The organism is Streptomyces pseudovenezuelae, assembly GCF_029892565.1.
Lineage (GTDB): Bacteria > Actinomycetota > Actinomycetes > Streptomycetales > Streptomycetaceae > Streptomyces > Streptomyces pseudovenezuelae_A.
On the sequence record NZ_JARXVH010000012.1, the window covers coordinates 155,556 to 179,787 of the forward strand.

Here is a 24,232-nt window from a genome sequence, read left to right on the forward strand (position 1 = left end):
TCATGACCCCGCCCACCGCCTCTCATGATCCGTACGCGGAGCCGTACGAGGATGAGGGCGACCAGCCGCTGGTACGTCCTTACGCGATGACCGGCGGCCGGACCCGGCCGCGCTATCAGCTCGCGATAGAGGCGCTGATCAGCACCACGGCCGACCCGGCAGCGCTCATGGGGCTGCTCCCGGAGCACCAGCGCATCTGCCACCTGTGCCGTGAGGTGAAGTCGGTCGCGGAGGTGTCGGCGCTCCTGGCCATGCCGCTGGGCGTGGCCCGGATCCTTGTCGCGGACCTGGCCGAGGCCGGGCTCGTCGCCATCCACCAGCCTGGTGGGGACGAGACGACCGGTGCGCCGGACGTGACCCTGCTCGAAAGGGTGCTCAGTGGACTTCGCAAGCTCTGACGGAGGGCGGGCAACCACCTCCGCGAAGATCGTGGTGGCGGGTGGCTTCGGCGTCGGCAAGACCACGTTCGTGGGCGCCGTCTCCGAGATCAACCCGCTGCGCACGGAGGCCGTCATGACGTCCGCGTCCGCGGGCATCGACGACCTCACCCACACCGGGGACAAGACCACCACCACGGTGGCCATGGACTTCGGCCGTATCACGCTCGACCAGGACCTGATCCTGTACCTGTTCGGTACGCCGGGTCAGGACCGTTTCTGGTTCATGTGGGACGACCTGGTGCGCGGTGCCATCGGCGCCGTGGTGCTCGTGGACACCCGGCGCCTGGCCGACTGTTTCCCGGCCGTGGACTACTTCGAGAACTCGGGTCTGCCGTTCGTCGTCGCCCTCAACGGCTTCGACGGGCACCAGCCCTACGCTCCCGAGGAGGTGCGCGAGGCCTTGCAGATCGGGCCCGACACCCCCATCATCACCACTGACGCCCGGCACCGGTCCGATGCCAAGAGTGCGCTGATCACCCTGGTCGAGCACGCTCTCATGGCACGGCTGCGGTAGCCGGCATCCAAGTCGGCAATGCCATACGGCAGTTGTCGTAGATGTCCCGGAGCCGACTGTGGCCTTTGACACGGTCGGCCTCGGTGTTCATAACGTTTCGGCAGAGGAATCGGGTGGTACGGCCACGCGTCGTTGTCAGTCGGTGTCGCTGTGCGCACGGAAGCCCCGTCTTTTGACGGGGCTCGTTCTTTATGACCGTTTTATCTGGGGCTTACATCACGTGGAAACCGTGCTTTCCGCTGTTTGGAAGAGCGCTGGTCGTCGTGCTGGAATGCCTGAACTGCCCATTAGTGAAAGACGTACTCAGTAGTACTGCGTACTCATGGGTGAACTGGGCTCTGAGACACTGCGGCACACCGTTGGTGCCGACCGCCGGAAGGTTGTTGGTCGAGTGAGGCGAAGCAAGAACGGTCCCGAGCCGTCGGCCCGGGGCAACTTCACCCCGCCGTCGCGCGGAGCGGCGCCCGCCCCTATGCCTGGCCCGGAGCCAACGGCCGCGCCTCCATCGAGCGGCGGCCGTTTCTCCCCCCGCAACTGGCGAGTGCCGACGCGACTGAACGCGATCCTGCTCATACCCGTGCTGGTCGGCCTCGTCATGGGCGGCTTCCAGGTGAAGAGCTCGATCGACACCTGGCAGGACGCCGAGGACGCGGCGGACACCGCGCGTCTGGTGCGCGCCTCGCTGACCTATGGCGACGCCCTCTACAACGAGCGCGACATCAGCGCGGCCCCGCTCCTGAAGGGCTCGTCGCAGAACGCGACCGACAAGGCGACCGTCAAGACCGTACGCGCCAATACGGACAAGGCCGCCGACGCCTTCGACGAGGCGGCGCAGAACATGCCGCAGAAGGCCGGCCTGCTGCGCCGCCTCAGCCTGTTCCGGGCCCAGGAGCCCAAGCTGCAGGCGATCCGCGCGGCGGCGTACACCAACAAGCTGCCCGGCGTGCAGACCGAAGAGGGCTACACCCTCATCGCGCACCCCCTGATGGAGTTCGCCAACGAGCTCGGTCTGGGCACCGGAAACATCACCAGCTACGGCCGTACCGTCTACGCGATCTCGCTGACGAAGGCCGCGCTGTCCCTTGAGCGCTCGATCGGCATGCACCTGCTGATCAACCCGGGCCCGTCGGCCGACTCGCTTGGCAAGCAGCGCGTCGCCATCTCCTCGTACGCCTACCTCGAAGGCATCGCCATCGAGGAGTACGTCGGTGGTGGTACCGCCGCGGACGCGAAGAAGCTCGACGTCGCCACGGCCAAGATCAAGACCGAGGGCGCCGCGCTGGCGCAGAAGGCCGCCGCGGAGGCGAAGGCCAAGAACGAGACCTACGTGCCGCCGCCGGCCAACCCGACCGACATGGTCACGGACCTGGCGACGCTGCAGACCACCGACCCCAGCGCCCGTGCCGCGCTCGCCCAGGAAGGCACCACCGCCGAGAACTGGTGGGCGGTCAACACGCTCAAGTACAACGCCTACCGCCAGATCGAGTCGGACCTGGCCGACAAGGCGGTGAGCGAGGCGACCGACATCGCCGACAACGCCAAGCGGGACGCGCTGATCACCGGTGCCGCCGTCGTGGTCGCCCTGCTGCTGGCCTTCATCCTGGCCGGCGCGGTGGCCCGCCAGATGTCCCGCGCCATGCGCCAGCTGCGCAACGCCGCCTTCGGCATCGCCGAACAGCGGCTGCCGATGCTGGTCGACCAGCTCTCGCGCACCGACCCCGGCCGCGTCGACACCCGGGTCGCCCCGATCCCGATCACCACCAAGGACGAGATCGGCGAGGTCGCCCGTGCCTTCGACCAGGTCCACCGCGAGGCGGTCCGGCTCGCCTCCGAGCAGGCCCTGCTCCGTGGCAACATCAACGCGATCTTCACCAACCTCTCGCGCCGCAACCAGTCGCTGATCGAGGGCCAACTGACCCTGATCACCGAGCTGGAGAACAACGAGGCCGACCCGGACCAGCTGGAGAACCTCTTCCGCCTGGACCACCTCGCGACCCGTATGCGCCGCAACGGCGAGAACCTCCTGGTCCTCGCCGGCGAGGAGCCCGGCCGCCGCTGGGACCAGCCGGTCCCGCTGGTCGACGTGCTGCGCGCCGCCTCCTCCGAGGTGGAGCAGTACGAGCGTGTCGAGCTGTCGGGCGTCCCGGAGGCCGAGATCCACGGCCGCGCGGTCACCGACCTCGTGCACCTGCTCGCCGAGCTGCTGGAGAACGCGACCACGTTCTCCTCGCCGCAGACCAAGGTCCGCGTCACCGCGACCCGGCTGCCCGACGGCCGCATCATGATCGAGATCCACGACAAGGGCATCGGCCTCACCGCCGAGGACTTCGCGGACATCAACCACAAGCTGGCCAACCCGCCGACCGTGGACGCCGCGATCTCCCAGCGCATGGGCCTGTTCGTGGTCGGCCGGCTGTCCGACCGGCACGGCATCCGCGTCCAGCTGCGCCCCTCGGGCGAGCAGGCCGGTACGACCTCGCTGGTCATGCTGCCGGACGCGATCACCCACGGTGGTGGTGGCGAGCAGCAGCTGGACCGCGACGAGTTCACGGTCTCGCAGATCATCCCGGAGCAGAACTTCGGCGGCGAGGACTTCAACCTCGCCCCGCTGCGCACGGCGGCCGAACTCGGCTTCGACGACAGCCGCTACGCGGAGGTCCCGGACGACATACGGGAGCTGGACCCCGTAGGCCGCTCTCTGATGCGTGAGGAGCGGCGGGCGGCCCTGGAGGCCCAGACGGGGCAGCAGCCCGGTCAGGAGTCCGCTGAGGGCTCGCAGTACCCCGACTCGTTCGACGCGCAGCCCGCGTACGACAACGGCCAGGGCGGCTACCCGGAGCAGCCGGGGGCCTACGAGGTCGGTCCGGCGTACGAGGAGCCGCAGCAGGCCCCGTACGAGGAGCACCAGCAGCCGTCGTACGACGAGCCGTACTACGCGCCGAACGGCGGGCTGCCGCAGAACGACACCTTCTCGCCGGGCGGCGGCTACCCGGAGCCCACTTATACGGAACCCGTCCAGGACGAGCGGCCGGCCGACCGTGCCGGGGCCGCTCCGGCCTTCGCGGCGTTCGAAGAGCGCCGCTACCAGGACGACTGGCCGCAGCAGGACGGTTACCAGAACGGTTATGCCGACCAGTACGCTCCCGAAGCGGAATCCACGCAGGCCGCTGACGTGGGTGAGCGCGAGCACGTAGGCTTCGACCGTCCGGGACCGGCTCCCTCCGTCGGCCACGACCTGACCGACGCCGGGCTTCCGCGCCGTGGGTCCACGGCCACCGGAACGAATGGTTCGAACGGTGTGCGGCACGCGAGCCTGGAGGCGTCGGCCCCCGCTCCGGCAACGGAGAGCAATGCCAACGGAAACACCAACGGCACCGGCACCGGCACCGGCACCGGCACCGGCGACAGTTGGCGCTCGGCGAACGACGCGCGCTGGCAGCAGGCCTCGACGCTGAAGAAGCCCAAGGCGGGCGGGGTCACCTCCTCAGGTCTGCCGCGGCGGGTGCCCAAGGCCAACCTGGTCGAGGGCGCCGCCGAGAGCACCCCTCAGGGAGGCCCACAGGTCTCCCGTGCCCCGGAGGACGTCCGGGGCCGGCTGAGCAACCTGCGGCGGGGCGTCCAGCGCGGGCGCAGCGCGGCGGGCAGCAGTGAAACGAACGGCCAGGGCTTCGGCTCTGACAGCACCTACAACCAGGAGCGTTAGTGTGAGCCCGATGAGCCAGGCGGCACAGAACCTGAACTGGTTGATCACCAACTTCGTGGACAACACCCCGGGGGTGTCCCACACGGTGGTGGTCTCCGCCGACGGACTCCTTCTGGCGATGTCCGAAGGGTTTCCCCGCGACCGTGCCGATCAGCTCGCGGCCGTCGCCTCCGGTCTGACCTCGTTGACCGCCGGTGCCTCGCGCATCTTCGAAGGCGGCAGCGTGAATCAGACAGTTGTGGAGATGGAGCGGGGATTCCTCTTCATCATGTCCGTCTCCGACGGTTCCTCGCTCGCGGTTCTCGCACACCCCGAGGCGGACATCGGCCTCATTGGGTACGAGATGGCCCTTCTGGTCGACCGGGCCGGTACGGTCCTGACCCCCGACCTTCGTGCGGAGCTCCAAGGCAGCCTGCTCAACTAACAGTCAGACGGTGCGTATTGGCGTCCCGGGGCCGTAAGGTTTCGGGACGCGGCTCCACAGGGATCGGGTGCCCGGCACAGTCGGAGGAGGAGAAAGTGGCAACACCCCCAGGCGGTTCTAATTCGGGCAACTGGTCGTACGGCCCTGCCCAGGGCCAGGGCGACGGTTCCCAGAACCCGAACCGTTACAACTTCCCCTCCGCGCCCAGCCATCGGCGTCAACAGCCGTACGCGCCCCAGGGTCCTGGGCCGTCGCCGTACGACCAGCCGCCGGCGCCGCGTATCCAGCCCGTGCAGCCGCAGCGACGCTCCGAGCCGTCGCCCGCAGGGGCGGCGAACAACCCGCTGGTGCGTCCGTACGCCATGACCGGCGGCCGGACCCGCCCGCGCTACCAGCTCGCCATCGAGGCGCTGGTGCACACCACCGCACAGCCGCACCAGATGCAGGGGCAGTTGCCCGAGCATCAGCGGATCTGCAATCTGTGCCGCGAGATCAAGTCGGTGGCCGAGATCTCGGCACTGCTGACCATCCCTCTCGGCGTGGCCAGGATCCTCGTCGCCGACTTGGCGGAGGCGGGCCTGGTCGCCATTCATCAGCCCGGCGGCGACGAGAACGCCGGCGGTCAGCCAGACGTGACACTGCTCGAAAGGGTGCTCAGTGGACTTCGCAAGCTCTAGCGGCGGTCCTTCCCGCTCCACCACCTCGGCGAAGATCGTGGTGGCGGGTGGCTTCGGCGTGGGCAAGACCACGTTCGTCGGGGCCGTCTCGGAGATCAACCCGCTGCGTACCGAGGCCGTGATGACGTCCGCGTCCGCGGGCATCGACGACCTCACCCACACCGGGGACAAGACGACCACCACGGTCGCCATGGACTTCGGGCGCATCACCCTGGACCAGGACCTCATCCTGTACCTGTTCGGCACCCCGGGGCAGGACCGGTTCTGGTTCATGTGGGACGACCTGGTGCGCGGTGCGATCGGTGCGATCGTTCTCGTGGACACGCGTCGTCTCGCCGACTGCTTCCCGGCGGTCGACTACTTCGAGAACTCCGGTCTGCCGTTCGTGATCGCGCTCAACGGGTTCGACGGCAACCAGCCGTACAACCCGGACGAGGTTCGCGAGGCCCTGCAGATCGGCCCCGACACCCCGATCATCACGACTGACGCGCGGCACCGCGCGGACGCGAAGTCGGCGCTGATCACGTTGGTCGAGCACGCGTTGATGGCTCGCCTCCGGTAGACCGGACACGAAGAAGGGCCCCTCCGCGAGGAGGGGCCCTTCTTCGTGCGCGCGTCCAGTGCGCTCAGTGCCAGCTGTGCGGGGCCCTGAAGCCGCCCTCGCGCTCCAGGCGGCGCCAGCCTGCCTTGGGCTTCGGAGGGGCGCTGTCGGCCGGGTCTGCGGGCTGGGCGGCGGCGCGGGCGAGGAGGACGGCCGTGATGGCGGCGACTTCCTCGGGCTCGGCGTGGCCCTTCTCGACGCGGATGTCAGGCGTGGTCATAGGTCTCAGTCTCCGTGAGAGAGGTTTCCGCACGGGTAGCGCGGAGGGTCCGCTGGGTTACTGCGGGGGGTTGCCGTGCTTGCGGGACGGCAGGTCGGCGTGCTTGGTCTGAAGCATCGCCAGGGACCGGACGAGGACCTCGCGGGTTTCGGTGGGGTCGATGACGTCGTCGACCAGGCCGCGCTCGGCCGCGTAATACGGGTGCATCAGCTCGGACTTGTACTCCTTGACCATGCGGGCCCGCATGGCGTCGGGGTCCTCGGCCTCGGCGATCTGCCTGCGGAAGATGACGTTGGCGGCACCCTCGGCGCCCATCACGGCGATCTCGTTGGTGGGCCAGGCGTAGGTGAGGTCGGCGCCGATGGACTGGCTGTCCATGACGATGTAGGCCCCGCCGTAGGCCTTGCGCAGGATCAGCGAGATCCGGGGCACGGTCGCGTTGCAGTAGGCGTAAAGGAGCTTCGCGCCGTGGCGGATGATGCCGCCGTGCTCCTGGTCGACACCGGGAAGGAAGCCCGGCACGTCCAGGAAGGTGACGATCGGGATATTGAAAGCGTCACACATCTGGACAAAGCGCGCAGCTTTTTCACTGGCCTCGATGTCCAGGACGCCGGCCAGGCTCTGCGGCTGGTTGGCGACGATGCCGACGACCTGGCCGTCCAGGCGGGCCAGCGCGCAGATGATGTTGCGCGCCCAGCGCTCGTGGACCTCCAGGAACTCGCCGTCGTCGACGATCTCCTCGATGACCTTGGCCATGTCGTAGGGACGGTTGCCGTCCGCCGGGACCAGGTCGAGCAGGACGTCGCTACGGCGGTCCGCCGCGTCCGTGGAGTCGACGCGGGGCGGGTTCTCGCGGTTGTTCTGCGGGAGCAGCGAGAGGAGGTAGCGCACCTCGGCGATGCACGTCTCCTCGTCGTCGTAGGCGAAGTGACAGACGCCGGAGGTCTCGGCGTGCACGTCGGCGCCGCCCAGGCCGTTCTGTGTGATCTCCTCGCCGGTGACCGCCTTGACGACGTCCGGCCCCGTGATGAACATCTGCGAGGTCTCGCGGACCATGAAGACGAAGTCGGTGAGGGCGGGGCTGTAGGCCGCGCCGCCCGCGCACGGGCCCAGCATCACCGAGATCTGCGGGATGACGCCGGAGGCCTTGGTGTTGCGCTGGAAGATGCCGCCGTAGCCGGCCAGGGCGCTGACGCCCTCCTGGATACGGGCGCCGGCGCCGTCGTTGAGCGACACCAGCGGGGCGCCGGCCGCGATGGCCATGTCCATGATCTTGTGGATCTTCGTGGCGTGGGCCTCGCCCAGCGCGCCGCCGAAGATGCGGAAGTCATGGGCGTAGACGAAGACCGTACGGCCCTCCACCGTGCCCCAGCCGGTGATGACACCGTCCGAGTACGGCTTCTTGGCCTCCAGGCCGAAGCCGGTCGCCCGGTGCCGGCGCAGTTGCTCGACCTCCTGGAAGGTGCCCGGGTCCAGGAGCAGCTCGATGCGCTCGCGCGCCGTCAGCTTGCCCTTGGCGTGCTGCGCCTCGGTCGCCTTCTCGCTGGGGCCGGCCAGAGCCTGCGCACGGATCTCGTGCAGCTCGGCCACCCGCCCGCGCGCGTCCGTCGGCTCGCCGGGAGATACAGCCTCATCCAAAACGGTCATGTAGCGACCTTACGAAGGAGAGCGAGGTAAGCGGGACGTCGACTCCGTACAGTCTCCGACCCGTTTTCCTGGTAGCACTGAACAGAACCTCGACGGCATGCAGCCGTTCCGACTGCTCAGGGGGCTCTCGCCTTGTAGGGGTCACACAAACCCGTCAGCTGAGAGTCAGCTCACATTCATGGGTGGTACATGCCATCCCCGGAGTGACGCGGAGCCGGAGCCGGCGGCCCGTGGCGAGGATGTCGACCGTTTCGTCGGCCCGCACGACCCCGCCTACCGGGTGGTCCCACGTGATCTCCAGCGGCTCCCCCGTGCGGGGCGGCTCGCTCACGCAGAGGGTAGCGGTACGGCCCCGGCGGCGGACCAGCACGCTCGCGCCGGCGGAGGCGGTGAGCGGGCCCGCGGTGCCCGCCTGCCAGAAGTTCGCGGCGGTCAGACCGAGGGAGTGGACGTGGACGGCCTGGCTCACACTGTCGTTGGCCAGGACCGACAGCCAGTGGTGGTCGGCGGCGCGGGCCTGGACCTCCTCGCGGGTCGCGCCCGGCATGAGGAGGTAGTGGTAGCGGGCGTCGACCGGGTCCGTGCCGTGGTCGAGCCAGAGGGTCTGCCAGCGGCGGGTGGCCCGCTCGGTGGTGCTCGTGGTGTTGATGTCGGACCACGCACCGGTCCGGTCCTCGCGCAGGCTCCTCAGCCCGCCCTCCTGGACCACCCAGCCGCCGTGCCCCGTCAGGTGCGCCCAGCCCGGCCGCTGGACCAGCCGCGCGCTCCCACCCTCCCCCAGGTTCCGGTTGTCCACGATCGTCTCGACCGGCACCCCGTCCGCGCAGCTGATCCCGGTACCGAGGCAGATCACCGCGTCCGCCACGCAGAACCAGGACTTGCGGGCCTCCAGCGTCGAGGCGAGCCCCTTGAAGTGCTGGCCGACGGCCGCGTACTCGCCGTCGGTCGTGCCGCCGACCCAGCGCACGTCGGGTCCGGGGGCGCCCCACTCGCCGCCGGCGCGGTCGGGCAGCCGCTTGGTGGAGACGGTGGTGCCGGGCAGCCGGTACCAGTCGACCGTCGGCCAGAACCAGTCCGTGTACTGATCGCTCGCACCCTCGGGCCACCAGGAGAGCATTCCGGCGCCGGTGTGCCAGCCGCGCGGGTTCTCGCCGTTGCCGCACTCGTAGTACGCGATGCGGTCGCTGGCCATCGCGAGGCTCACGGTGAAGCCCGGACGGCGGTGTGCGGCCCGGTCCATGGCCGGGAAGAGGCGGTGGCCCACGGGTTCGGGTACGGGCGTGAGCGGCCGGGAGGCGACCGCGTGCAGCCGCGCGAGGTCGGCCACGTCGAACTGAGGCGCCGTCAGAATCGGGGTGACCGTGTCCCGTTGGATCCAGCCCTTGATCATGCCGTGCCACCGGTCGCGCTCGGCCGGGCTCGCCGCGTCGGCCAGCAGGGCGATCGCGGCGATGACGCCCTGCCCGTGGAAGTGGTCGCTGCGCATGACGTGCAGCTCGTCGTTCCTGAGGTAACCCCGGCTGATGGCACGGCCGTTGACGCTGTCCATGATCAACCCGTCGTGGATCAGGGGCGCGTAGGCATGCTCGACGCTGTCGAGGACGAACTGCCGGTTCGGGTCCGTGACCTCCCACTCGGACCCGGCGAGCAGCGCGAAGAGGCGCCCCAGGCCGTCGAGCATGACCTGTCCGTACGTCCCCGAGTACGGGACGCGGGTGTGCTGCACGAACGAGCCGTCGGCGTACAGCCCGTCCCCCTGGGTGACGTACGGGAAGACCGGCGAGAGGGCGTCGCGGGCGAGGGCGATCTTGGCGGGCGCGCGGCCCAGGATGCCGCGCAGGGCGACCGAGCGGCACAGGTCGACGCGGTTGGCGCCGGTCGAGGTGCCGGAGTAGTCGGCGAGCATCGTGTCCGGGATGAAGTGGTCAACTGCCGCGCAGGCGGCGGTGATTCGTACGTCCGTGAGGTGGTCGTACAGGGCCGCCACGGTGTCCAGGAGGAGCCGGGGGCTGCCGATCTGCCACTCCCACCAGTTGCCGTAGCGGGTGGTGCCGGGGTGGTAGACCGTGGCGGAGAGGTGGTCGAGGCCGCGCAGGATGTCCGCGAGGAGGTCCGGGTCGGCGGTGGAGCCGGTGCCCGGCTGGACGTAGGCCCGGGCCATCGTCTCCAGGCGGGCGTAGCTCTGGGTGATGCCGGACGGCGGATCGAAGGGGTGGTCCGGCCACAGGGAGACCGGGGTCGGGGCCATGGTCGCGCGGAAGGCACGGGCCCGTTCGCCGGTGCCGGTGAGACGGGCGGCGTACGGTTCGGCTCCCGGGTCGTAACCGGTGCCGAGGGCGAAGTCGAGCCAACGCAGGCGGAGCACGTCGTAGGGGTCGGAAACGGTCCCGTTCTTGGCCATGCAGCACTCCTTCGGAAGTCCGGAATCCGCCAACGGAGTGTAATTCCATGAATACGCGTGGATGATGTTGAAACCCGAACGGAATAGGTCTACGGTCTTCCGTGTTGGCAAAGTTGAACATTCAACATCACCGCCTATCGTCCCCACAGGAGCACATCATGGGCATCTTCGGCCGCAAGGACAGCACCGAGACCGAGACCGCCGCCCCCTCCGCGGTCAACCCCGAGCTTGCCGCGCTGACCGGCGAGTACACCATCGACCCGGCGCACTCCACGCTCGGTTTCACGGCCCGCCACGCCATGGTCACCAACGTCAAGGGCAAATTCCTCGACTTCAACGGCACGCTGCACCTGGACGGCTCCGACCCGGCCAAGTCCACGGCCTCCATCGACGCCAAGATGGACAGCATCGACACCGGTTCCGCGGACCGTGACGGTCACCTCAAGAGCGCGGACTTCTTCAAGATCGAAGAGTTCCCGACGATGACCTTCCGGTCGACCTCCGCCGAGTCCCTGGGCGGCGACGACTACCGCATCACGGGTGACCTGGAGATCCTCGGCACCACCAAGCCGCTCACCATCGACCTTGAGTTCAACGGTGCCGCGAAGGACCCGTTCGGCAACGAGCGTGTGGGCTTCGAGGGCAAGGCCGAGATCCTGCGCTCTGAGTGGGGCCTCTCCTGGAACGCGGCGCTGGAGACCGGCGGCGTGCTCGTTTCCGACAAGATCAAGCTCAACTTCGACATCTCCGCGATCAAGAACGCCTGATCCTGCGATGACCTCGTCCGCGGAGTCGTAGTTCCCATTACTACGACTCCGCTACGGGGGTTTCGGGTGCCGATGGGGGAAAAGCACCCTCATGCACTCGGAGAAGCCCAAGAAGGTCGGTTCGTGGCAGGCGGTCGGAGCCGTACTGGCCCACTTCAGGAAACGGGCCCGGTTGACGCAGGAGCAGTTCGCCGAGCTGGCGAGACTGTCCGTCGACACGGTGGCGTCCATCGAGCAGGGGCGGTTGGCTCTGCAGCTCGATCAGGCCGAGGACTTCGATGAACTCCTCGACACGGGTGGGGTGTTGTTCGTCCTCGTGTCCAAACTGCCGGTCCGGGAGCGGATCGTGCAGTTCGCGCAGGGGCTGGTGGATCACGAGCAGGAAGCGGTGGGTGTTCTCTCCTACCAGAGCCAGGTGGTTCCTGGACTCCTGCAGACCAGGGAGTACTGTCGCGCCGGCTTCGACTTCCGGCATCCGGCACTCGGTAGCGAGACCGCCGAGCAGTGGGTCGACGCCCGTATGGAACGGCAGTTGATCTGGCAGCGGGACCGGCCGCCCGTCGGGCACTTCATCCTGGAGGAGAGCATCCTCCGTCGGGCGGTGGGCGGGCCGGACGTCATGCGGGAGCAGCTCCAGCAGATCGTCGAGTACACCGAGCCCGTCCACATGAGCTTCCAGATCATGCCCATGGATCGGACACCGCACGCCGGCCTCGACGGGCCGATGGTGCTGCTGGAAACCCCCGATCACGAGCGTCTCGCCTACCTGGAGATTCAGCGCGCCAGCTTCCTCGTGGACGACCCCGACGAGGTCAGCGAATACCACTACAAGTATGGAATGCTGCGGTCTCAGGCGCTCTCTCCCGACGAGAGCGTGCGCCTCTTGAACGGACTGCTAGGAGAGTCATGAACACCGCAGCGCTGGCATGGTTCAAGTCGAGCTACAGCAGCAACGAGGGCGGCAACTGCCTGGAGACCGCCTGCACTTGGCGCAAGTCCAGCTACAGCGGGAGCGAGGGCGGCGACTGCCTGGAATTCGCCGCCCACCCCGCCGCCGTCCACATTCGCGACTCCAAGAACCCCGACGGTCCGGTTCTCACCCTCTCCCCCGGTACCTGGAGCGAGTTCCTCGCTGTCACGCGTCCCGGGTCCTGAACAGGACGCCCGCGAGGAGCAGCAGGCCTGCCGCGTACGCCGCCAGGACTCCCAGGCCCGGCCAGGGGGCGATCGGGAGGTCGGCGAGGTGGCGGGTGGACTGGATGGAGAGGGCCGCCGGCATGGGGGCCCAGCGTTCCAGGCGGTGTTGCCAGGTGGGGGACGGGATGAGTGTGACCAGGAGCGGGACGACGTAGAGGATGCCCAGGCCCAGGGTGATCGCCCCTGACGTGTCCCGGAGCATGGTCGCCAGGGCCAGGCCCAGCAGGGCGACCAGGGTCAGGCAGAGGACCGAGCCGAGCGTGGGGCGCAGGGCGGGGGCGTAGTCCGGGAGGAGTGCGTCGGCCAGGAGGATGGAAGCCAGGACGGCCAGCGCTCCCCCGGCCGCCGTCAGCAGGGCCAGTACCGTCGCCTTGGACGCCAGGACCCGCCAGCGGGTTGGCGTCGCGGCGAGGGTCGTGCGGATCGTGCCCGTGCCGTATTCCGCGCCCATCGTCAGGACGCCCAGGATCAGACAGGCGGCCTGTCCCATCCAGACTCCGGTGAGGCTGAGCTTCACCGTGTCCTCGTCGCAGGTGCCGCCCGGGCACACATCGGCGGCGACCGGGGCGATCGCGGCGGCGCCGACCGCGAGGGTGAGGGCGACCAGGGCCGCGAGCAGCCACCAAGTGCTGGGCAGGGTACGGAGTTTCGTCCACTCGGCGTGGAGCGGGCGCAGCGCGTGGTGCGCTCTCACGCGTCCCTCCTGCGTACGGTCCAGGCCGCCAGGAGCAGGGCCGCCGCCGTGTAGGCGGCCAGGACGGTGAGGCCGTTGCCGGGGGACAGTGGGTAACAGCCGCCCTCCGGAAGGCAGTTGTGCGAGGTGAAGTCGTACTTCTTCACGCCCTGCTGGACCGCGAAGGCCGCCGCCGGGGTCACCCGCAGGAGCCAGCGGGCGGCCGGGAGCGGGAAGGCGAAGGACAGGATCTGCGGGAGGATGACGAGCATGACGACCGTGGCGATCGCGCCCGCGCTGTTGCGGAGCACGACCCCGACCGCCAGGGCCAGCACGGCGACCAGGGAGAGCAGCGCGGCGCTGCCCAGCACCGCTCGCAGGGCCGGGTTCTCCAGCAGGGGGTAGTCGGGGAAGGCCGGGGGGCCGAAGCCGTTGCCGCGCAGGGTGCTCTGGGCGAGCGTGTAGCCGACGGCGACGGCCGCGAGGCCCGCCACGAAGGTCACGGCGCCGATCACGGTCGTCTTCGCCGCCAGCACCTTCAACCGGGCCGGCGTCGCCGTGAACGTCGTACGGATCAGGCCCCGTTTGTATTCGCCGGTCACGAAGAGCGCGCCCAGGGCGATCATGAACAGGATGCCGACGAAGACGCCCTGGAAGCTCATCTGGACGATGTCGGGGCCGCCCTGGTCGGGGGCGATGTCGCCCTGGCCGGTGAGGGTGTAGGTGCCGTCGGTGACGGTGGTGGTGGAGTCCGGCCGGGCGTTGTGGGGGGCGGGGGCGTTGGGGGTGGGGGCGCCGACGTCCGTGCTGGTCCAGGGGGTGGTGGTCGAGGTGCCTCGGAGGGTCAGGTGGTCGTAGGTGGCGGTGGCGCGTCCGCCGCCGGACGACTGGCTCGAACCGCCGAAGGAGCGGTGCACGTCCTGGTGGCCGGGGGTGGCCAGGACCAGGCCCACCTGGACGGTCTTCGGCAGGCCGGACAGGCTGACGTCCTCGATCTTCGACCAGTTGGCGCCGTCGGCGGACTCGTAGCCGGTGAGGCGGTCGCCGGTCCGCGTCAGGCGGAGCCAGCGTGGGGCGGTCGTCACGGCGGAGTCCGAACCCGCCGTGTCGTGGGTGAAGTTCCACTGCATGCGGACGCCGTGGCCCGGGGTGGCCAGCACCGCCGCGTAAGAAGAGCCTTGCCGCAGGCTCGACTTGACGATGAGCCCGGCCTTCGCCCAGGGCTCCACGCTTCTGTCGTCGGCGGTCTTCAGGCCGGTGACCCGGGCCGTGACGCTGCCGTCGCCGGTGAGCGGGCGGTGGGTGAAGCGGAAGGAGTCGGTGACCGTCGTGCCGTCGGGGCCGTGGATGGCGTCCGGTCCCCCGCTGGTGACGGAGCCGCTCGCGCTCAGCTGGGTGATCAGTACGGTGGCCACGGCTGCGGCCACCAGGACGAGCAGCCAGGCGCGGACCGTACGGAACTTGGTCCACTCGGCGTGCAGGAGGCGGGGGAAGCCGGCGTGGGTGGGGTGGAGGTGGGAGCGGTAGGGGGTGGGCGTGGTCTCCGGCTCCGTGTTCGTGCTCGTCGTCATCGGGTCACCTCGTCGGCCGTTTCCGTGGCGCTCGTGAACTCGGCCTTGTCGCGGGTGAGTTCCATGTACGCCTCCTCCAAGGTGGCTCGGTGGGCGCCCACTTCGGCGAAGGGGACGCGGGCCTCGGTCAGGAGTTCCACCACGCGGCTCGCGGGGAGGCCGGTGACGATGAGGGTGTCGCGGTCGGTGACGGCGACCCGGCCGCCCTCGCGGGCGAGGAGTTCCATCGCCTGTGTACGGGCCTCGGTGCGCAGTCGGACGCGGTCGCCGGAGGCGGCGTGCAGCAGCTCGGAGACCGAGGTGTCGGCGATCAGGCGGCCCCGGCCGATGACCACCAAGTGGTCGGCGGTGTCCTCCAGTTCGCTCATCAGGTGGCTGGAGACGAGGATGGCGCGGCCCTCGGCGGCCAGGCGGCGCAGCAGGCGGCGGATCCACTGGATGCCCTCGGGGTCGAGGCCGTTGACGGGCTCGTCCAGGAGCAGGATCGGCGGGTCGCCGAGGAGGGCCGCCGCTATGCCGAGGCGCTGGCGCATGCCGAGGGAGTAGCCGCCGGCCCGGCGTCGGGCGGCGGACTCCAGGCCGACCTGGGCGAGGACGTCGTCCACGCGGCGGACGGGCAGTCCGTGGGAGTGGGCGAGCCAGCGCAGGTGGTCGCGGCCCCGGCGGGCGGGGTGCAGGGCGGCGGCGTCCAGGAGCGCGCCGACCTCCAACAGGGGTGTGCGCAGGGCGTGGTAGGGGCGGCCGGCGATGAGTGCCTGGCCCTCGTCGGGGGCGTCCAGGCCGAGGAGGGCCCGCAAAGTGGTGGACTTCCCGGCGCCGTTGGGGCCGACGAAGCCGGTGACCGTGCCGGGCTCGACGGTGAAGGAGAGGCCGTCGACCGCGAGGGTCCGGCCGAACCGTTTGCGCAGACCGCGGACTTCGATGGTTGCGTCGCTCATGGTGAGGGAGGCTAGGGGCGGCCGTGCGGGGGTGTCGTCACGCCGGGGAGGTCCCTCCCGTAGGGGATGCGCGCGGGAGGCGGCTCGGGACAATGGCGGACGTGGGTAAGAAGGCTTCGACCTCAGCAGGGGCGCGCGGTGCCGTGCCGGCACGGATGCGTGCGGTCCGCGTGCGGATCGCAGGTGCGGAGCGGGTGCTGCCCGCCGTGCTGACGGTGCTCGCGGTGGGCGAGGGTCTGGTGCGCAGCGGTGATCCGCAGAGCAGCCTCGCCGTCATGCTGCTGCTCGCGCTCGCCACGACGGGTCCGCTCTCCTTCGTCCTGGGGAGCGGGCGGGGCAGCCGGGTCGGGGCCGCGATCGCCGTGAGCGCCGCCTGCGTGCTCGCGCTCGTGCCGTTCCAGGCGCTCACCGCGGGTGCCGCCGTCGCACAGTTGATCTGCGTGTACGTCCTGGCGCGGACGGGGTGGCCGCTGCTGGGCGGGCTGCTCGTCGTGCCGTACGTCGTCGTCGCGCTGTTCAGTCACGAGGACGCCACCCGGATCGTCGCCGTCCTGCTGGCCACTCTCGCGTCCGCCGCGGCGGCGACCGGTATCGCGCATCACGTGCGCAGCACCGTGCTCGCGCACAGCGCGACCGAGCAGGCGTTCGCGGACACGCTCCTGGAACATGCCGCCCGGGGCGAACGGGCGCGGATCGCACGGGAGTTGCACGATGTCGTCGCCCATCACATCTCGATGATCGCCGTGCAGGCGGAGACCGGCCGGCTCACCACGCGCGGGCTGCCGCCGGAGGGCGCGGACCGTTTCCTGGCCATCGGGGACACCGCGCGCACCGCCCTGACGGAGATGCGGCGGCTGCTCGGCGTGCTGCGGGAGGACGCGGACACCGGCGTCCAGCGGGCGCCGCAGCCAGGGCTCGGCCAACTCCTCGACCTGATCGACGAGTCACGGGACGCGGCCGGCGCGGCGACCCGGCTGATCGTCAGCGGGCCGGTCGCCGCGCTCGACCCGGGCGTCGAGGTCACCGCGTACCGGATCGTCCAGGAGGCGCTGACCAACGCCCGCCGGCATGCGCCGGGTGCCGCCGTGGACGTGGAACTGCGGTACGGAGAGGCGGAGTTGGAGCTGCGCGTGCGGGACAACGGGCCCGGGCCCGCGCCCGGCTCCCCCGGTCATGGCCTGCTCGGCATGCGCGAGCGCGCGGCGACCGTGAGCGGGACTCTGCGTACGGGGCCCGCTCCCGGTGGCGGCTTCCTCGTCGAGGCGCGGCTGCCGGTGCGGGCGGAGGTGCCGGCGTGAGTATCCGGATCGTCGTCGCCGACGACCACGAGATCGTCCGGGTCGGATACGCCGGACTCCTCGCCACCCAGGCCGACTTCACGGTCGTGGGTACGGCTCCCGACGGCGCCGAGGCGGTGCGGGTGTGCCGGGAGCAGCTGCCCGACGTGGTGCTCATGGACGTACGCATGCCGGTCATGGACGGCATCCGGGCGACCGCGCAACTGCAGGGCCCGGACGCGCCACGTGTGTTGGTGCTGACCACCTTCGACCTGGACGAGCACGTGTACGACGCGTTGACCGCGGGGGCGAGCGGGTTCCTGCTCAAGGACGTGACGGCGGAGCGGCTCTTCGACGCGGTGCGGGTCGTGGCGGCAGGCGAGGCCCTGCTCGCGCCCGCGATCACCCGGCGGCTGATCGCCGAGTTCGCCCGGCAGCGTCCCCGAACCGGCCCCGCGCGCCCCGGACTTGACGCCCTCACACCTCGCGAGACCGACGTCCTGCGGCTGTTGGCCCAGGGCCTGTCCAACCCCGAACTCGCCGTCCGGCTGCACGTCGGCGAGGAGACCGTGAAGACCCACGTCAGCCGCATTCTGTCCAAGCTCGGGCTGCGCGACCGCACACAGGCGGTGGTGATGGCGTACGAGACGGGGCTGGTGGTGCCGGGGGTGGGCTGACGCCGGAACAGAGGTGGGCGAGACGGCCCGGGGACCCGAGCGGGTCAGAAGCCGCCGCCGAAGTCCCCTCCTCCACCGAAGTCGCCGCCCCCGCCGTCGCCGAAGCCGCCGCTGAAGTCGCCGGAGTCGAAGTCGGCGCCGGAGACGTCGCCGCCGCCGTAGCCGCCGGTGTTGAAGTCGCCGTATCCGGTGCCGTAGTCGGAGGCGTAGGACGGGGTGGCCATCATGCTGCCGAGCAGGGTGCCGACGAGGAGGCCGGGGAGCAGGCCGCCGCCGAAGTAGCCGCCCGCCCACGGGCCGTAGGCCGGGCCCGCGTCCCAGTAGGGGCGGCGGCCGTAGTCGGTGTCGACCTCGCGGATCGCCGGGTCGTGGCCGTCGGCCAGGCGGGCCTGGTCGGCGGCGCAGACGGGCACCTCGCGCGGGGCGCCGCCGGACGGTGTCCACACGGCGTCGGCGGCGGACGGGCCGTGGCGCGGGTCGAAGAAGCAGGGCGGCCGGCGCTCGGGCAGCGGGCGGCCCTCGCGGCGGGCGGCGAGCTGGGCGAGCGAGAAGCGGCCGTCCTCCAGAGCCTCGGTGACCGGACGTACGTCCTCCGGTTTCGTGGCGGCCGCCATGGCCGACTTCGCCTGCTCGTAGGCGTCCAGCGCGCGTTCGTAGTCCGCGCGCATGGCGTCGTCGGCGCCCGCCTCCGCGGGGTGGAAGTCGAGACGGTCCAGTTCCTCGCCGAAGGCCGTGATGTCCTCGTCGACCACGACCCGCAGCCGGTCCAGGGCGGCCCGCCGCTCCTCGGCCTTGCGGCGCCGGCTGCGGCGGACGAGGGCGTACGCGCCTCCGCCGCCGAGCAGCACGACCGCGCCCACGCCGATCAGCGCGCCGGTCGACACCCCGCCGTCGTCGGACGAGGAACCCCAGCTCGCCGGGGCCGAGCCGCCCATGTTGGCGAGGGCGCGGTCGGTGAAGTCGGTCAGCTGGGACTTGGCGTCGGTGTCGCCCTTGACGCTGGTGACCAGGTTCGTCACGGCCGTGCGTGGCAGGACGGCGGAGTCGCCCTTCGCGTCGAAGCGGTCGCCGAGGCGGATCGCGTACAGGCCCGTCACGCCGGTGTCGGTGCGCAGGTTCTGGAAGAGGTCCTGGGTCGGGAAGCCGGCCGGGAGAACGGCGACGAACAGCGGCTTGTCGGCGTCCTCGATCCGCTTCGCGAGGGCGTCGGCGTCGGCGGTGGACAGCTGCGCGGACGCGGCCGGGTCGACGTAGACGGGGCTCTTGCGCAGGGCGTCGGCGATCGTGCCGACGCCGGTCGCGGTGGTGGTGGCGGAGGCGGGTGCGGGGCCCATCGACAGGACTGTCAGGGCGGCTAGCAGCAGGGCCAGGAGCAGCCCCGGGAGGCTTCGGGTCCGTGCGACGACCTTCATACGTCGACGCTACCCGAAGCCTCCCAGAACCCGCCGTTCATGCAGGTGGCAGACCTGTGATCAGGCCGCCCGGTAGGCAGTGACCAGCTTTTCCACCGCCGCTCCGTACTTTCCGGTGAGCGAGAGGTGGTCCGCGTCGGCGAAGGGCTTCGCGGTCGCGGCCGTGATGTTCTGGCCGATCTTCTGCTGGACGATCAGCCGGGCCTTGTCGACGAGCGCGCGGCCCGCCTCGTCGGCTCCGTGCCGGTCGGCGAGCGCGGCCGCCACCGCGAGCGCCTTCAGCGTCGTCGTGCCGCCGCCCGGGACCTTGGTCTTCGTGGTCAGGCCCCAGCCGTACGGGAACTGCGGGTCGTAGGCCGTGTCGCCGACGTTGATCGGCAGCTGGGCCTCCGACTTGGGCCAGGTGACGGGGAGTTGGCCGGTGAAGGACCGCTTGCCGTAGAGGACGTCGGCGACGCCGTCGCCCTCGGTGCCCGGCAGCCAGGACGCCACCAGCGCGTCGATGTCGCCGAGTCGGTCGCCGATCAGCTGCGGGCGCCCGGAGACGATCAGCACCGCGCACTTCATGGCCGCGCACACCTTGTCGACGGCTGCCTGGTCGGCCGGGGTCAGCGCCAGGTCGTTGCCGTTGCCGACGTCTCCGATGCCTTCGGCGTACGGGGTCTCGCCGACGACGACCACACCGACGTCGTAGCCGCTGGTCGCGGCCGAGGCGTCCTTGGAGTAGGTGACGTCTCCGCCGGCGTTCTTCATGCCCTGGAGGATCGTCGTGCCCGTGGTGTTGGTGCCGGACGCGCCCTGCCAGGTGATGGTCCAGCCACCGGTCTGGTTGCCGAGGTCATCGGCGTTCGAACCGGCGACGTAGACCTTCTGGTTCTTCTTCAGCGGTAGGACGTTGTTCGCGTTCTTCAGCAGGACCTGCGACTCGGCGGCCGCCTGCCGGGCCACGGCCCGGTGCGAAGTCGAGCCGATCTTGGAGGCGTTGCTGGTGTCGGCGTACGGCTTCTCGAAGAGGCCGAGCTTGAACTTCTGGGCGAGGATGCGGGACACGGCGTCGTCGATCCGCTTCTCGGTGACGGCACCGGCCTTGACCTGGGCGATCAGGGTCGTCGTGAAGTCCTTGTAGCTGTACGGGACCATCATCATGTCGACGCCCGCGTTGACCGAGGTGCTGACGTGGGCCGCGTAGTCGCCGGGGAGTTGGTCGATGGCGTTCCAGTCGCTGATGACGAACCCGTCGAAGCCCATCCGGCCCTTGAGCACGCCGTTGATCATGTCGGCGCGGGCGTGCATCTTCACCGGGCCCTGGCCGTCGCCGAGGATGTCGAGCGACGAGTACGAGGGCATGACCGTGCCGATGCCCCGGTCCACGGCGGTCTGGTACGGCGCCAGGTGGACGGCCTCCAGCTGCTGCCGGGTGACCTTGGTGACGCCCTGGTCGATGGTGTAGGTGCCGGTGGTGGAGGAGCCGTACTCGGTGCCGCCGTCGCCGACGAAGTGCTTGGCGGTGGCGAGGACCTTGTCGTCGTCCTTCAAGTCCTTTCCGTTGGCGGCTCCTTGGAGGCCCTGGATGACCGTCTCCATGGACTTGACCAGTGCCGGGTCCTCACCGAAGGACTCGTAGGAGCGGCCCCAGCGTTCGTCACGGGTGACGCAGAGGCAGGGGGCGAAGTCCCAGGGGACGCCGGTGGCGCGGACCTCGGAGGCGGTCACCGACCCTGTCTTCTGGGCGAGTTGGGGGTCGCGGGTGGCGCCGATGCCGATGTTGTGCGGCATGACGGTGGCGCCGGCCAGGTTGTTGTGGCCGTGCACCGCGTCCACGCCGTAGATCAGCGGGATCTGGAACCGGGTCGCCTGGGTGCGGAGTTGGAAGCCGTCGATCATCTTGGCCCAGGCCGCTGCGGTGTTGGGCGTGGGTGTCGAGCCGCCGCCGGAGAGCAGCGAGCCGAGGTCGTAGGAGGCGATGTCCGAGGGCGTGCTCATCGCGCCGCGCTCGGCCTGGGTCATCTGACCGGCCTTCTCCTCCAGCGACATGCGGGACAGGAGGTCGGCGACGCGCTTCTTCACCGGCAACTTGCTGTCCAGGTACGGCAGTCCGTGCGCGTTGACGACGACCTCGGGCTGCTCGGCCGGGGCCTTGGCGCCGGTGACCGTGAGCTTGAGCGGGATCGTCTCGGCGTTCTCGGCCGACCTGTCCTTGAGGGTGGGGACCTTGACGGTCCGGGTCGCGCCGGAGGCGGTGCCCGCCGGGAAGGTGAGCGTGCCGGTGACCGGGGTGTAGTCCTTGCCGGGCTGGGCGGTGCCGGTCGCGGCGGTCTCGTAGGCGACGGTCACCGGGTCGTCGATCGGGGCCGAGCCGGTGGTGGCGACGGTGACCTTGACGCTCGCGGTGCCGCCCTCCTTGACCGGGTAGACGGCGGCGTCGGTGGTGACGTTGGCGCGCAGGGACTGGTCGGCCTTGCCGTACAACTCGACGTCGTCCATGGCGAATTGACCTGGAGCGCCGACGGGGAGGGTGACGGCGTACCCCCACGTCTGGGTGAGTCCCAGGACGTGGTCGATGCCGCCGACGGGTTGGTAATCGGTTCGGTATACGAAGTCGGTGAAGGGGATCTCGATCTGTCTCCAGCCGCTGAAGTCGTCCGTGAAGGACGTCGTCCACAGCTCGGAGGCCTCGCCGTGGGCGCCGCCGTCCTTGAGTTCGAGGGCGATCTTCTTGGCATTGTTCTGGCCGTCCCACCAGAATCTGATGCCCTTGTGGGCGGACCAGTCGTGGGCGGGCTCGGTCGCGGCGAAGTCGTGGGTGAAGCCGCCGTAGCCGCTGATGTCGTAGGTCCCGGAGAGGACCTTGACGCCCTCGGGGGCGTCGGCGCGGTCGGCGAACTGGAGTTGGGGCGGGTCGTCGTTGTCACTGCCCCAGGTGAAGATGCCGTCGGCGGGCTGGCTCGCGAACGGGACCTCGCCCTCGAAGCGGTCGACGGGTGCCGGAGCGGGGTCATCTGCCGCCTGGGAGACGGTTGGGGACAGCAGAGCGGTGAGCAAGGCGGCGGAGACGAGCAGAGCGGTTCTTGGCATAGACCATTCCTCGACTCTCTGGTTCACTCATGACTTAGATCACGCCGTGAGTTAACTAACGGCCCACACACCCGTCAAGACGTCACGTCAGACATTTCGGGAAGGGCGACCAGCATGAGGAGAACCCCCCGCGCGATCCGGCTGCTGTTGGCCGGTCTGCTCTCCACGGCCGGCATCACCGCGGCCACCGTCCCCGCACAAGCCGCAGGTGAGCAGGTGACCGCCTATCTCACCACCACCGACGACTCCGGCGGCCGCCACGTCACCCGCGGCCTCCAGGCACAGACGCCGTTCGCCTTCCAGTCCGGTTCGGGCGGCACCGGCGAGAACATCACCGTCGACGAGAACACCCGCTATCAGACCTTCACCGGCGGCGGCGCGTCCTTCACGGACACCGCGGCCTGGCTGATGAACAGCAGCGGGGCGCTGTCCGCGTCGACCCGCAACGCGACCATGACGAAGCTGTTCTCACCGACGGACGGCATCGGTCTATCGTTCCTGCGCAATCCGATGGGCGCGTCCGACCTGGCGCGGTACGGGTACTCGTACGACGACGTGCCGGCCGGGCAGACCGACCCGAACCTCAACTCCTTCTCGATCGCGCACGACCTCGCCGATGTCGTGCCGCTGACCAAGCAGGCGGTGAGCCTCAACCCCTCTCTGACTGTCATGTCCTCGCCATGGACGGCGCCGGCCTGGATGAAGGACAGCGGGTCGCTCAACGGGGGCTGGCTGAAGTCCGAGGACTACGGGGCGTACGCCAACTACTTCGTGAAGTACCTGCAGGCGTACAAGGCCCAGGGCGTCAACGTCTCGTACGTGACCGCGCAGAACGAGCCGACGTGCTGCTCGGGGTATCCGTCGATGAGCTGGAACGGGAGCGGGCTCGCGTACTTCACCAAGAGCGAGCTGCTGCCGAAGCTCCAGGCGGCGGGGCTGACCACGAAGGTGCTCGCGCACGACTGGAACTGGGACGTCTACGACTCCTACGCGGCGCCGACCGTCGACGACGCGGCGGTCCGTTCGCACCCGAACTTCGGCGGGATCGCCTGGCACGGGTACGGCGGCGACATCAACAAGCAGACGACCGTGCACAACCAGTACCCGACGCTGGACGCCTTCGGGACCGAGCACTCCGGTGGCACCTGGATCGCCAACCAGCAGCGCGAGGACATGAACAACATCATCGACTACACCCGTAACTGGGCGAAGTCGGTGACCAAGTGGTCGCTGGCCGTGGACCAGAACATGGGGCCGCACAACGGGGGTTGCGGTACCTGCACCGGGCTGATCACCGTGCACAACGGGGACGGTGCGAGTGGCACGGTGGATTACACCGTTGAGTACTACACGATGGGGCACCTGACGAAGTTCGTTCGGCCGGGGGCTCAGCGGATCGCCTCCACGGCTTCTACGTCCGTGCCCAACGTTGCCTGGCGTAACCCTGACGGGTCCAAGGCGCTCATCGCCTACAACGATGGGTCTGCCGCCAAGACCGTGACCATCAACTGGGGTGGGCAGCACGCGACTTACTCCCTGCCGGGGAAGACGTCCGCGACGTTCACCTGGGCGGGGACGCAGTCGGGGGGCGGCGGTCAGGCCGGCGCCTTCGTCGGGCTGGGGAGCAAGTGCCTTGATGTGGCGGGCGGTTCGAGCACCAACGGGACCGCCGTGCAGCTCTACGACTGCAACGGCTCGACGGCCCAGCAGTGGACCGTGGGGACCGATGGGTCGGTGCGGTCGCTTGGCAAGTGCCTGGATGTGACGTCGGCTTCTACCGCTGATGGGGCGAAGGTGCAGCTGTACGACTGCAATGGGACCGGGGCTCAGCAGTGGGCGTACAACGCGACCACTGGTGACGTGGTGAATGCCGCGGCCAACAAGTGCCTTGATGTGACCGGGAATTCTTCGGCCAACGGGGCTCGGGCGCAGATTTGGACTTGTACCGGGGCTGCCAATCAGAAGTGGCATCTGCAGTAGGTTTTCGCCCCCGCCGCCCCTACCCGTCCCGTCCTTCT

The 24,232-nt window shown here is 69.8% G+C and carries 20 protein-coding genes; 12 read left to right on the forward strand and 8 right to left on the reverse strand.

What is annotated here, in order from left to right:
• Positions 1-2: 2 nt before the first annotated feature.
• From M2283_RS33315 to M2283_RS33340, 6 genes are all read left to right on the forward strand, one after another.
• A complete protein-coding gene (locus M2283_RS33315; protein ID WP_016432454.1) occupies positions 3-398 on the forward strand; it encodes a DUF742 domain-containing protein in 396 nt (131 codons plus the stop codon).
• A complete protein-coding gene (locus M2283_RS33320; RefSeq protein WP_015657619.1) occupies positions 379-954 on the forward strand; it encodes a GTP-binding protein in 576 nt (191 codons plus the stop codon). Before M2283_RS33315 ends, M2283_RS33320 begins: the two co-directional genes overlap by 20 nt.
• Before the next feature lie 391 nt (positions 955-1,345).
• Positions 1,346-4,657 carry a sensor histidine kinase gene (locus tag M2283_RS33325; RefSeq protein ID WP_280880180.1) on the forward strand — a complete coding sequence of 1,104 codons (3,312 nt, stop codon included), beginning with the start codon at positions 1,346-1,348 and terminating at the stop codon, positions 4,655-4,657.
• Between the two features lie 10 nt (positions 4,658-4,667).
• Positions 4,668-5,081 carry a roadblock/LC7 domain-containing protein gene (locus M2283_RS33330; RefSeq protein ID WP_005479603.1) on the forward strand — a complete coding sequence of 138 codons (414 nt, stop codon included), beginning with the start codon at positions 4,668-4,670 and terminating at the stop codon, positions 5,079-5,081.
• Positions 5,082-5,176: 95 nt separating this feature from the next.
• A complete protein-coding gene (locus M2283_RS33335) occupies positions 5,177-5,758 on the forward strand; it encodes a DUF742 domain-containing protein (RefSeq protein ID WP_123997516.1) in 582 nt (193 codons plus the stop codon).
• The gene (locus M2283_RS33340; RefSeq protein ID WP_026248371.1) at positions 5,739-6,320 is read left to right on the forward strand and encodes a GTP-binding protein; all 582 of its coding nucleotides are present in this window, start codon (positions 5,739-5,741) and stop codon (positions 6,318-6,320) included. The genes M2283_RS33335 and M2283_RS33340 overlap by 20 nt, the downstream gene beginning before the upstream one ends.
• 64 nt (positions 6,321-6,384) lie before the next feature.
• On the opposite strand, the gene M2283_RS33345 is transcribed toward M2283_RS33340, so the two are convergent.
• The 3 genes from M2283_RS33345 to M2283_RS33355 all read right to left on the reverse strand — a co-directional run bounded on the left by M2283_RS33345 (position 6,385) and on the right by M2283_RS33355 (position 10,627).
• Complete coding sequence (locus tag M2283_RS33345) at positions 6,385-6,579, reverse strand: acyl-CoA carboxylase subunit epsilon (protein WP_280880181.1); 195 nt, start codon at positions 6,577-6,579, stop codon at positions 6,385-6,387.
• A 57-nt stretch (positions 6,580-6,636) separates the two neighbouring features.
• Entirely contained in the window at positions 6,637-8,226 is a 1,590-nt protein-coding gene (locus M2283_RS33350) for an acyl-CoA carboxylase subunit beta (RefSeq protein WP_280880182.1), read from the reverse strand.
• Between the two features lie 154 nt (positions 8,227-8,380).
• Positions 8,381-10,627 carry a polysaccharide lyase 8 family protein gene (locus tag M2283_RS33355; protein ID WP_280880183.1) on the reverse strand — a complete coding sequence of 749 codons (2,247 nt, stop codon included), beginning with the start codon at positions 10,625-10,627 and terminating at the stop codon, positions 8,381-8,383.
• A 158-nt stretch (positions 10,628-10,785) separates the two neighbouring features.
• On the opposite strand from M2283_RS33355, the gene M2283_RS33360 reads away from it, so the two are divergent.
• From M2283_RS33360 to M2283_RS33370, 3 genes are all read left to right on the forward strand, one after another.
• Complete coding sequence (locus tag M2283_RS33360) at positions 10,786-11,394, forward strand: YceI family protein (RefSeq protein ID WP_280880184.1); 609 nt, start codon at positions 10,786-10,788, stop codon at positions 11,392-11,394.
• A gap of 91 nt (positions 11,395-11,485) precedes the next feature.
• Entirely contained in the window at positions 11,486-12,304 is an 819-nt protein-coding gene (locus M2283_RS33365) for a helix-turn-helix domain-containing protein (protein WP_280880185.1), read from the forward strand.
• Positions 12,301-12,549 (forward strand): DUF397 domain-containing protein, encoded by a 249-nt coding sequence (locus M2283_RS33370; protein WP_280880186.1) that lies wholly within the window; start codon positions 12,301-12,303, stop codon positions 12,547-12,549. Before M2283_RS33365 ends, M2283_RS33370 begins: the two co-directional genes overlap by 4 nt.
• On the opposite strand, the gene M2283_RS33375 is transcribed toward M2283_RS33370, so the two are convergent.
• From M2283_RS33375 to M2283_RS33385, 3 genes are read right to left on the reverse strand one after another with little or no spacing between them, the layout of a single operon-like run.
• The gene (locus M2283_RS33375) at positions 12,530-13,285 is read right to left on the reverse strand and encodes an ABC transporter permease subunit (RefSeq protein ID WP_280880187.1); all 756 of its coding nucleotides are present in this window, start codon (positions 13,283-13,285) and stop codon (positions 12,530-12,532) included. The two genes, M2283_RS33370 and M2283_RS33375, sit on opposite strands and share 20 nt — an antisense overlap.
• Positions 13,282-14,835, reverse strand: coding sequence for an ABC transporter permease subunit (locus tag M2283_RS33380; RefSeq protein WP_280880188.1), 1,554 nt, complete (start codon positions 14,833-14,835; stop codon positions 13,282-13,284). Before M2283_RS33380 ends, M2283_RS33375 begins: the two co-directional genes overlap by 4 nt.
• Positions 14,832-15,773, reverse strand: coding sequence for an ABC transporter ATP-binding protein (locus M2283_RS33385; protein WP_280880189.1), 942 nt, complete (start codon positions 15,771-15,773; stop codon positions 14,832-14,834). Before M2283_RS33385 ends, M2283_RS33380 begins: the two co-directional genes overlap by 4 nt.
• Positions 15,774-15,928: 155 nt before the next feature.
• Here M2283_RS33385 and M2283_RS33390 point away from each other — a divergent pair, with 155 nt between their 5' ends.
• The gene (locus tag M2283_RS33390) at positions 15,929-17,071 is read left to right on the forward strand and encodes a sensor histidine kinase (RefSeq protein WP_432423166.1); all 1,143 of its coding nucleotides are present in this window, start codon (positions 15,929-15,931) and stop codon (positions 17,069-17,071) included.
• On the forward strand, positions 17,068-17,727 hold the full coding sequence (locus tag M2283_RS33395) for a response regulator transcription factor (protein WP_280880191.1): 660 nt from the start codon (positions 17,068-17,070) through the stop codon (positions 17,725-17,727). Before M2283_RS33390 ends, M2283_RS33395 begins: the two co-directional genes overlap by 4 nt.
• A gap of 44 nt (positions 17,728-17,771) precedes the next feature.
• Here M2283_RS33395 and M2283_RS33400 read toward each other — a convergent pair whose 3' ends face one another.
• Both M2283_RS33400 and M2283_RS33405 read right to left on the reverse strand, forming a co-directional pair.
• A complete protein-coding gene (locus M2283_RS33400) occupies positions 17,772-19,139 on the reverse strand; it encodes a hypothetical protein (RefSeq protein ID WP_280880192.1) in 1,368 nt (455 codons plus the stop codon).
• Between the two features lie 60 nt (positions 19,140-19,199).
• Positions 19,200-22,214: a glycoside hydrolase family 3 protein gene (locus tag M2283_RS33405; protein WP_280880193.1), complete on the reverse strand. Its 3,015-nt coding sequence runs from the start codon at positions 22,212-22,214 to the stop codon at positions 19,200-19,202.
• 114 nt (positions 22,215-22,328) lie between these two features.
• Here M2283_RS33405 and M2283_RS33410 point away from each other — a divergent pair, with 114 nt between their 5' ends.
• The gene (locus M2283_RS33410; RefSeq protein ID WP_280880194.1) at positions 22,329-24,194 is read left to right on the forward strand and encodes a ricin-type beta-trefoil lectin domain protein; all 1,866 of its coding nucleotides are present in this window, start codon (positions 22,329-22,331) and stop codon (positions 24,192-24,194) included.
• Positions 24,195-24,232 lie beyond the last annotated feature (38 nt).

Coding starts and splice junctions, on each gene's coding strand:
- M2283_RS33315 (WP_016432454.1), top strand. CDS start 3: ATGACCCCGCCCACCGCCTCTCATGATCCGTACGCGGAGCCGTACGAG.
- M2283_RS33330 (WP_005479603.1), top strand. CDS start 4,668: ATGAGCCAGGCGGCACAGAACCTGAACTGGTTGATCACCAACTTCGTG.
- M2283_RS33345 (WP_280880181.1), bottom strand. CDS start 6,579: ATGACCACGCCTGACATCCGCGTCGAGAAGGGCCACGCCGAGCCCGAG.
- M2283_RS33350 (WP_280880182.1), bottom strand. CDS start 8,226: ATGACCGTTTTGGATGAGGCTGTATCTCCCGGCGAGCCGACGGACGCG.
- M2283_RS33355 (WP_280880183.1), bottom strand. CDS start 10,627: ATGGCCAAGAACGGGACCGTTTCCGACCCCTACGACGTGCTCCGCCTG.
- M2283_RS33360 (WP_280880184.1), top strand. CDS start 10,786: ATGGGCATCTTCGGCCGCAAGGACAGCACCGAGACCGAGACCGCCGCC.
- M2283_RS33365 (WP_280880185.1), top strand. CDS start 11,486: ATGCACTCGGAGAAGCCCAAGAAGGTCGGTTCGTGGCAGGCGGTCGGA.
- M2283_RS33370 (WP_280880186.1), top strand. CDS start 12,301: ATGAACACCGCAGCGCTGGCATGGTTCAAGTCGAGCTACAGCAGCAAC.
- M2283_RS33380 (WP_280880188.1), bottom strand. CDS start 14,835: ATGACGACGAGCACGAACACGGAGCCGGAGACCACGCCCACCCCCTAC.
- M2283_RS33385 (WP_280880189.1), bottom strand. CDS start 15,773: ATGAGCGACGCAACCATCGAAGTCCGCGGTCTGCGCAAACGGTTCGGC.
- M2283_RS33390 (WP_432423166.1), top strand. CDS start 15,929: ATGCGTGCGGTCCGCGTGCGGATCGCAGGTGCGGAGCGGGTGCTGCCC.
- M2283_RS33400 (WP_280880192.1), bottom strand. CDS start 19,139: ATGAAGGTCGTCGCACGGACCCGAAGCCTCCCGGGGCTGCTCCTGGCC.
- M2283_RS33405 (WP_280880193.1), bottom strand. CDS start 22,214: ATGCCAAGAACCGCTCTGCTCGTCTCCGCCGCCTTGCTCACCGCTCTG.
- M2283_RS33410 (WP_280880194.1), top strand. CDS start 22,329: ATGAGGAGAACCCCCCGCGCGATCCGGCTGCTGTTGGCCGGTCTGCTC.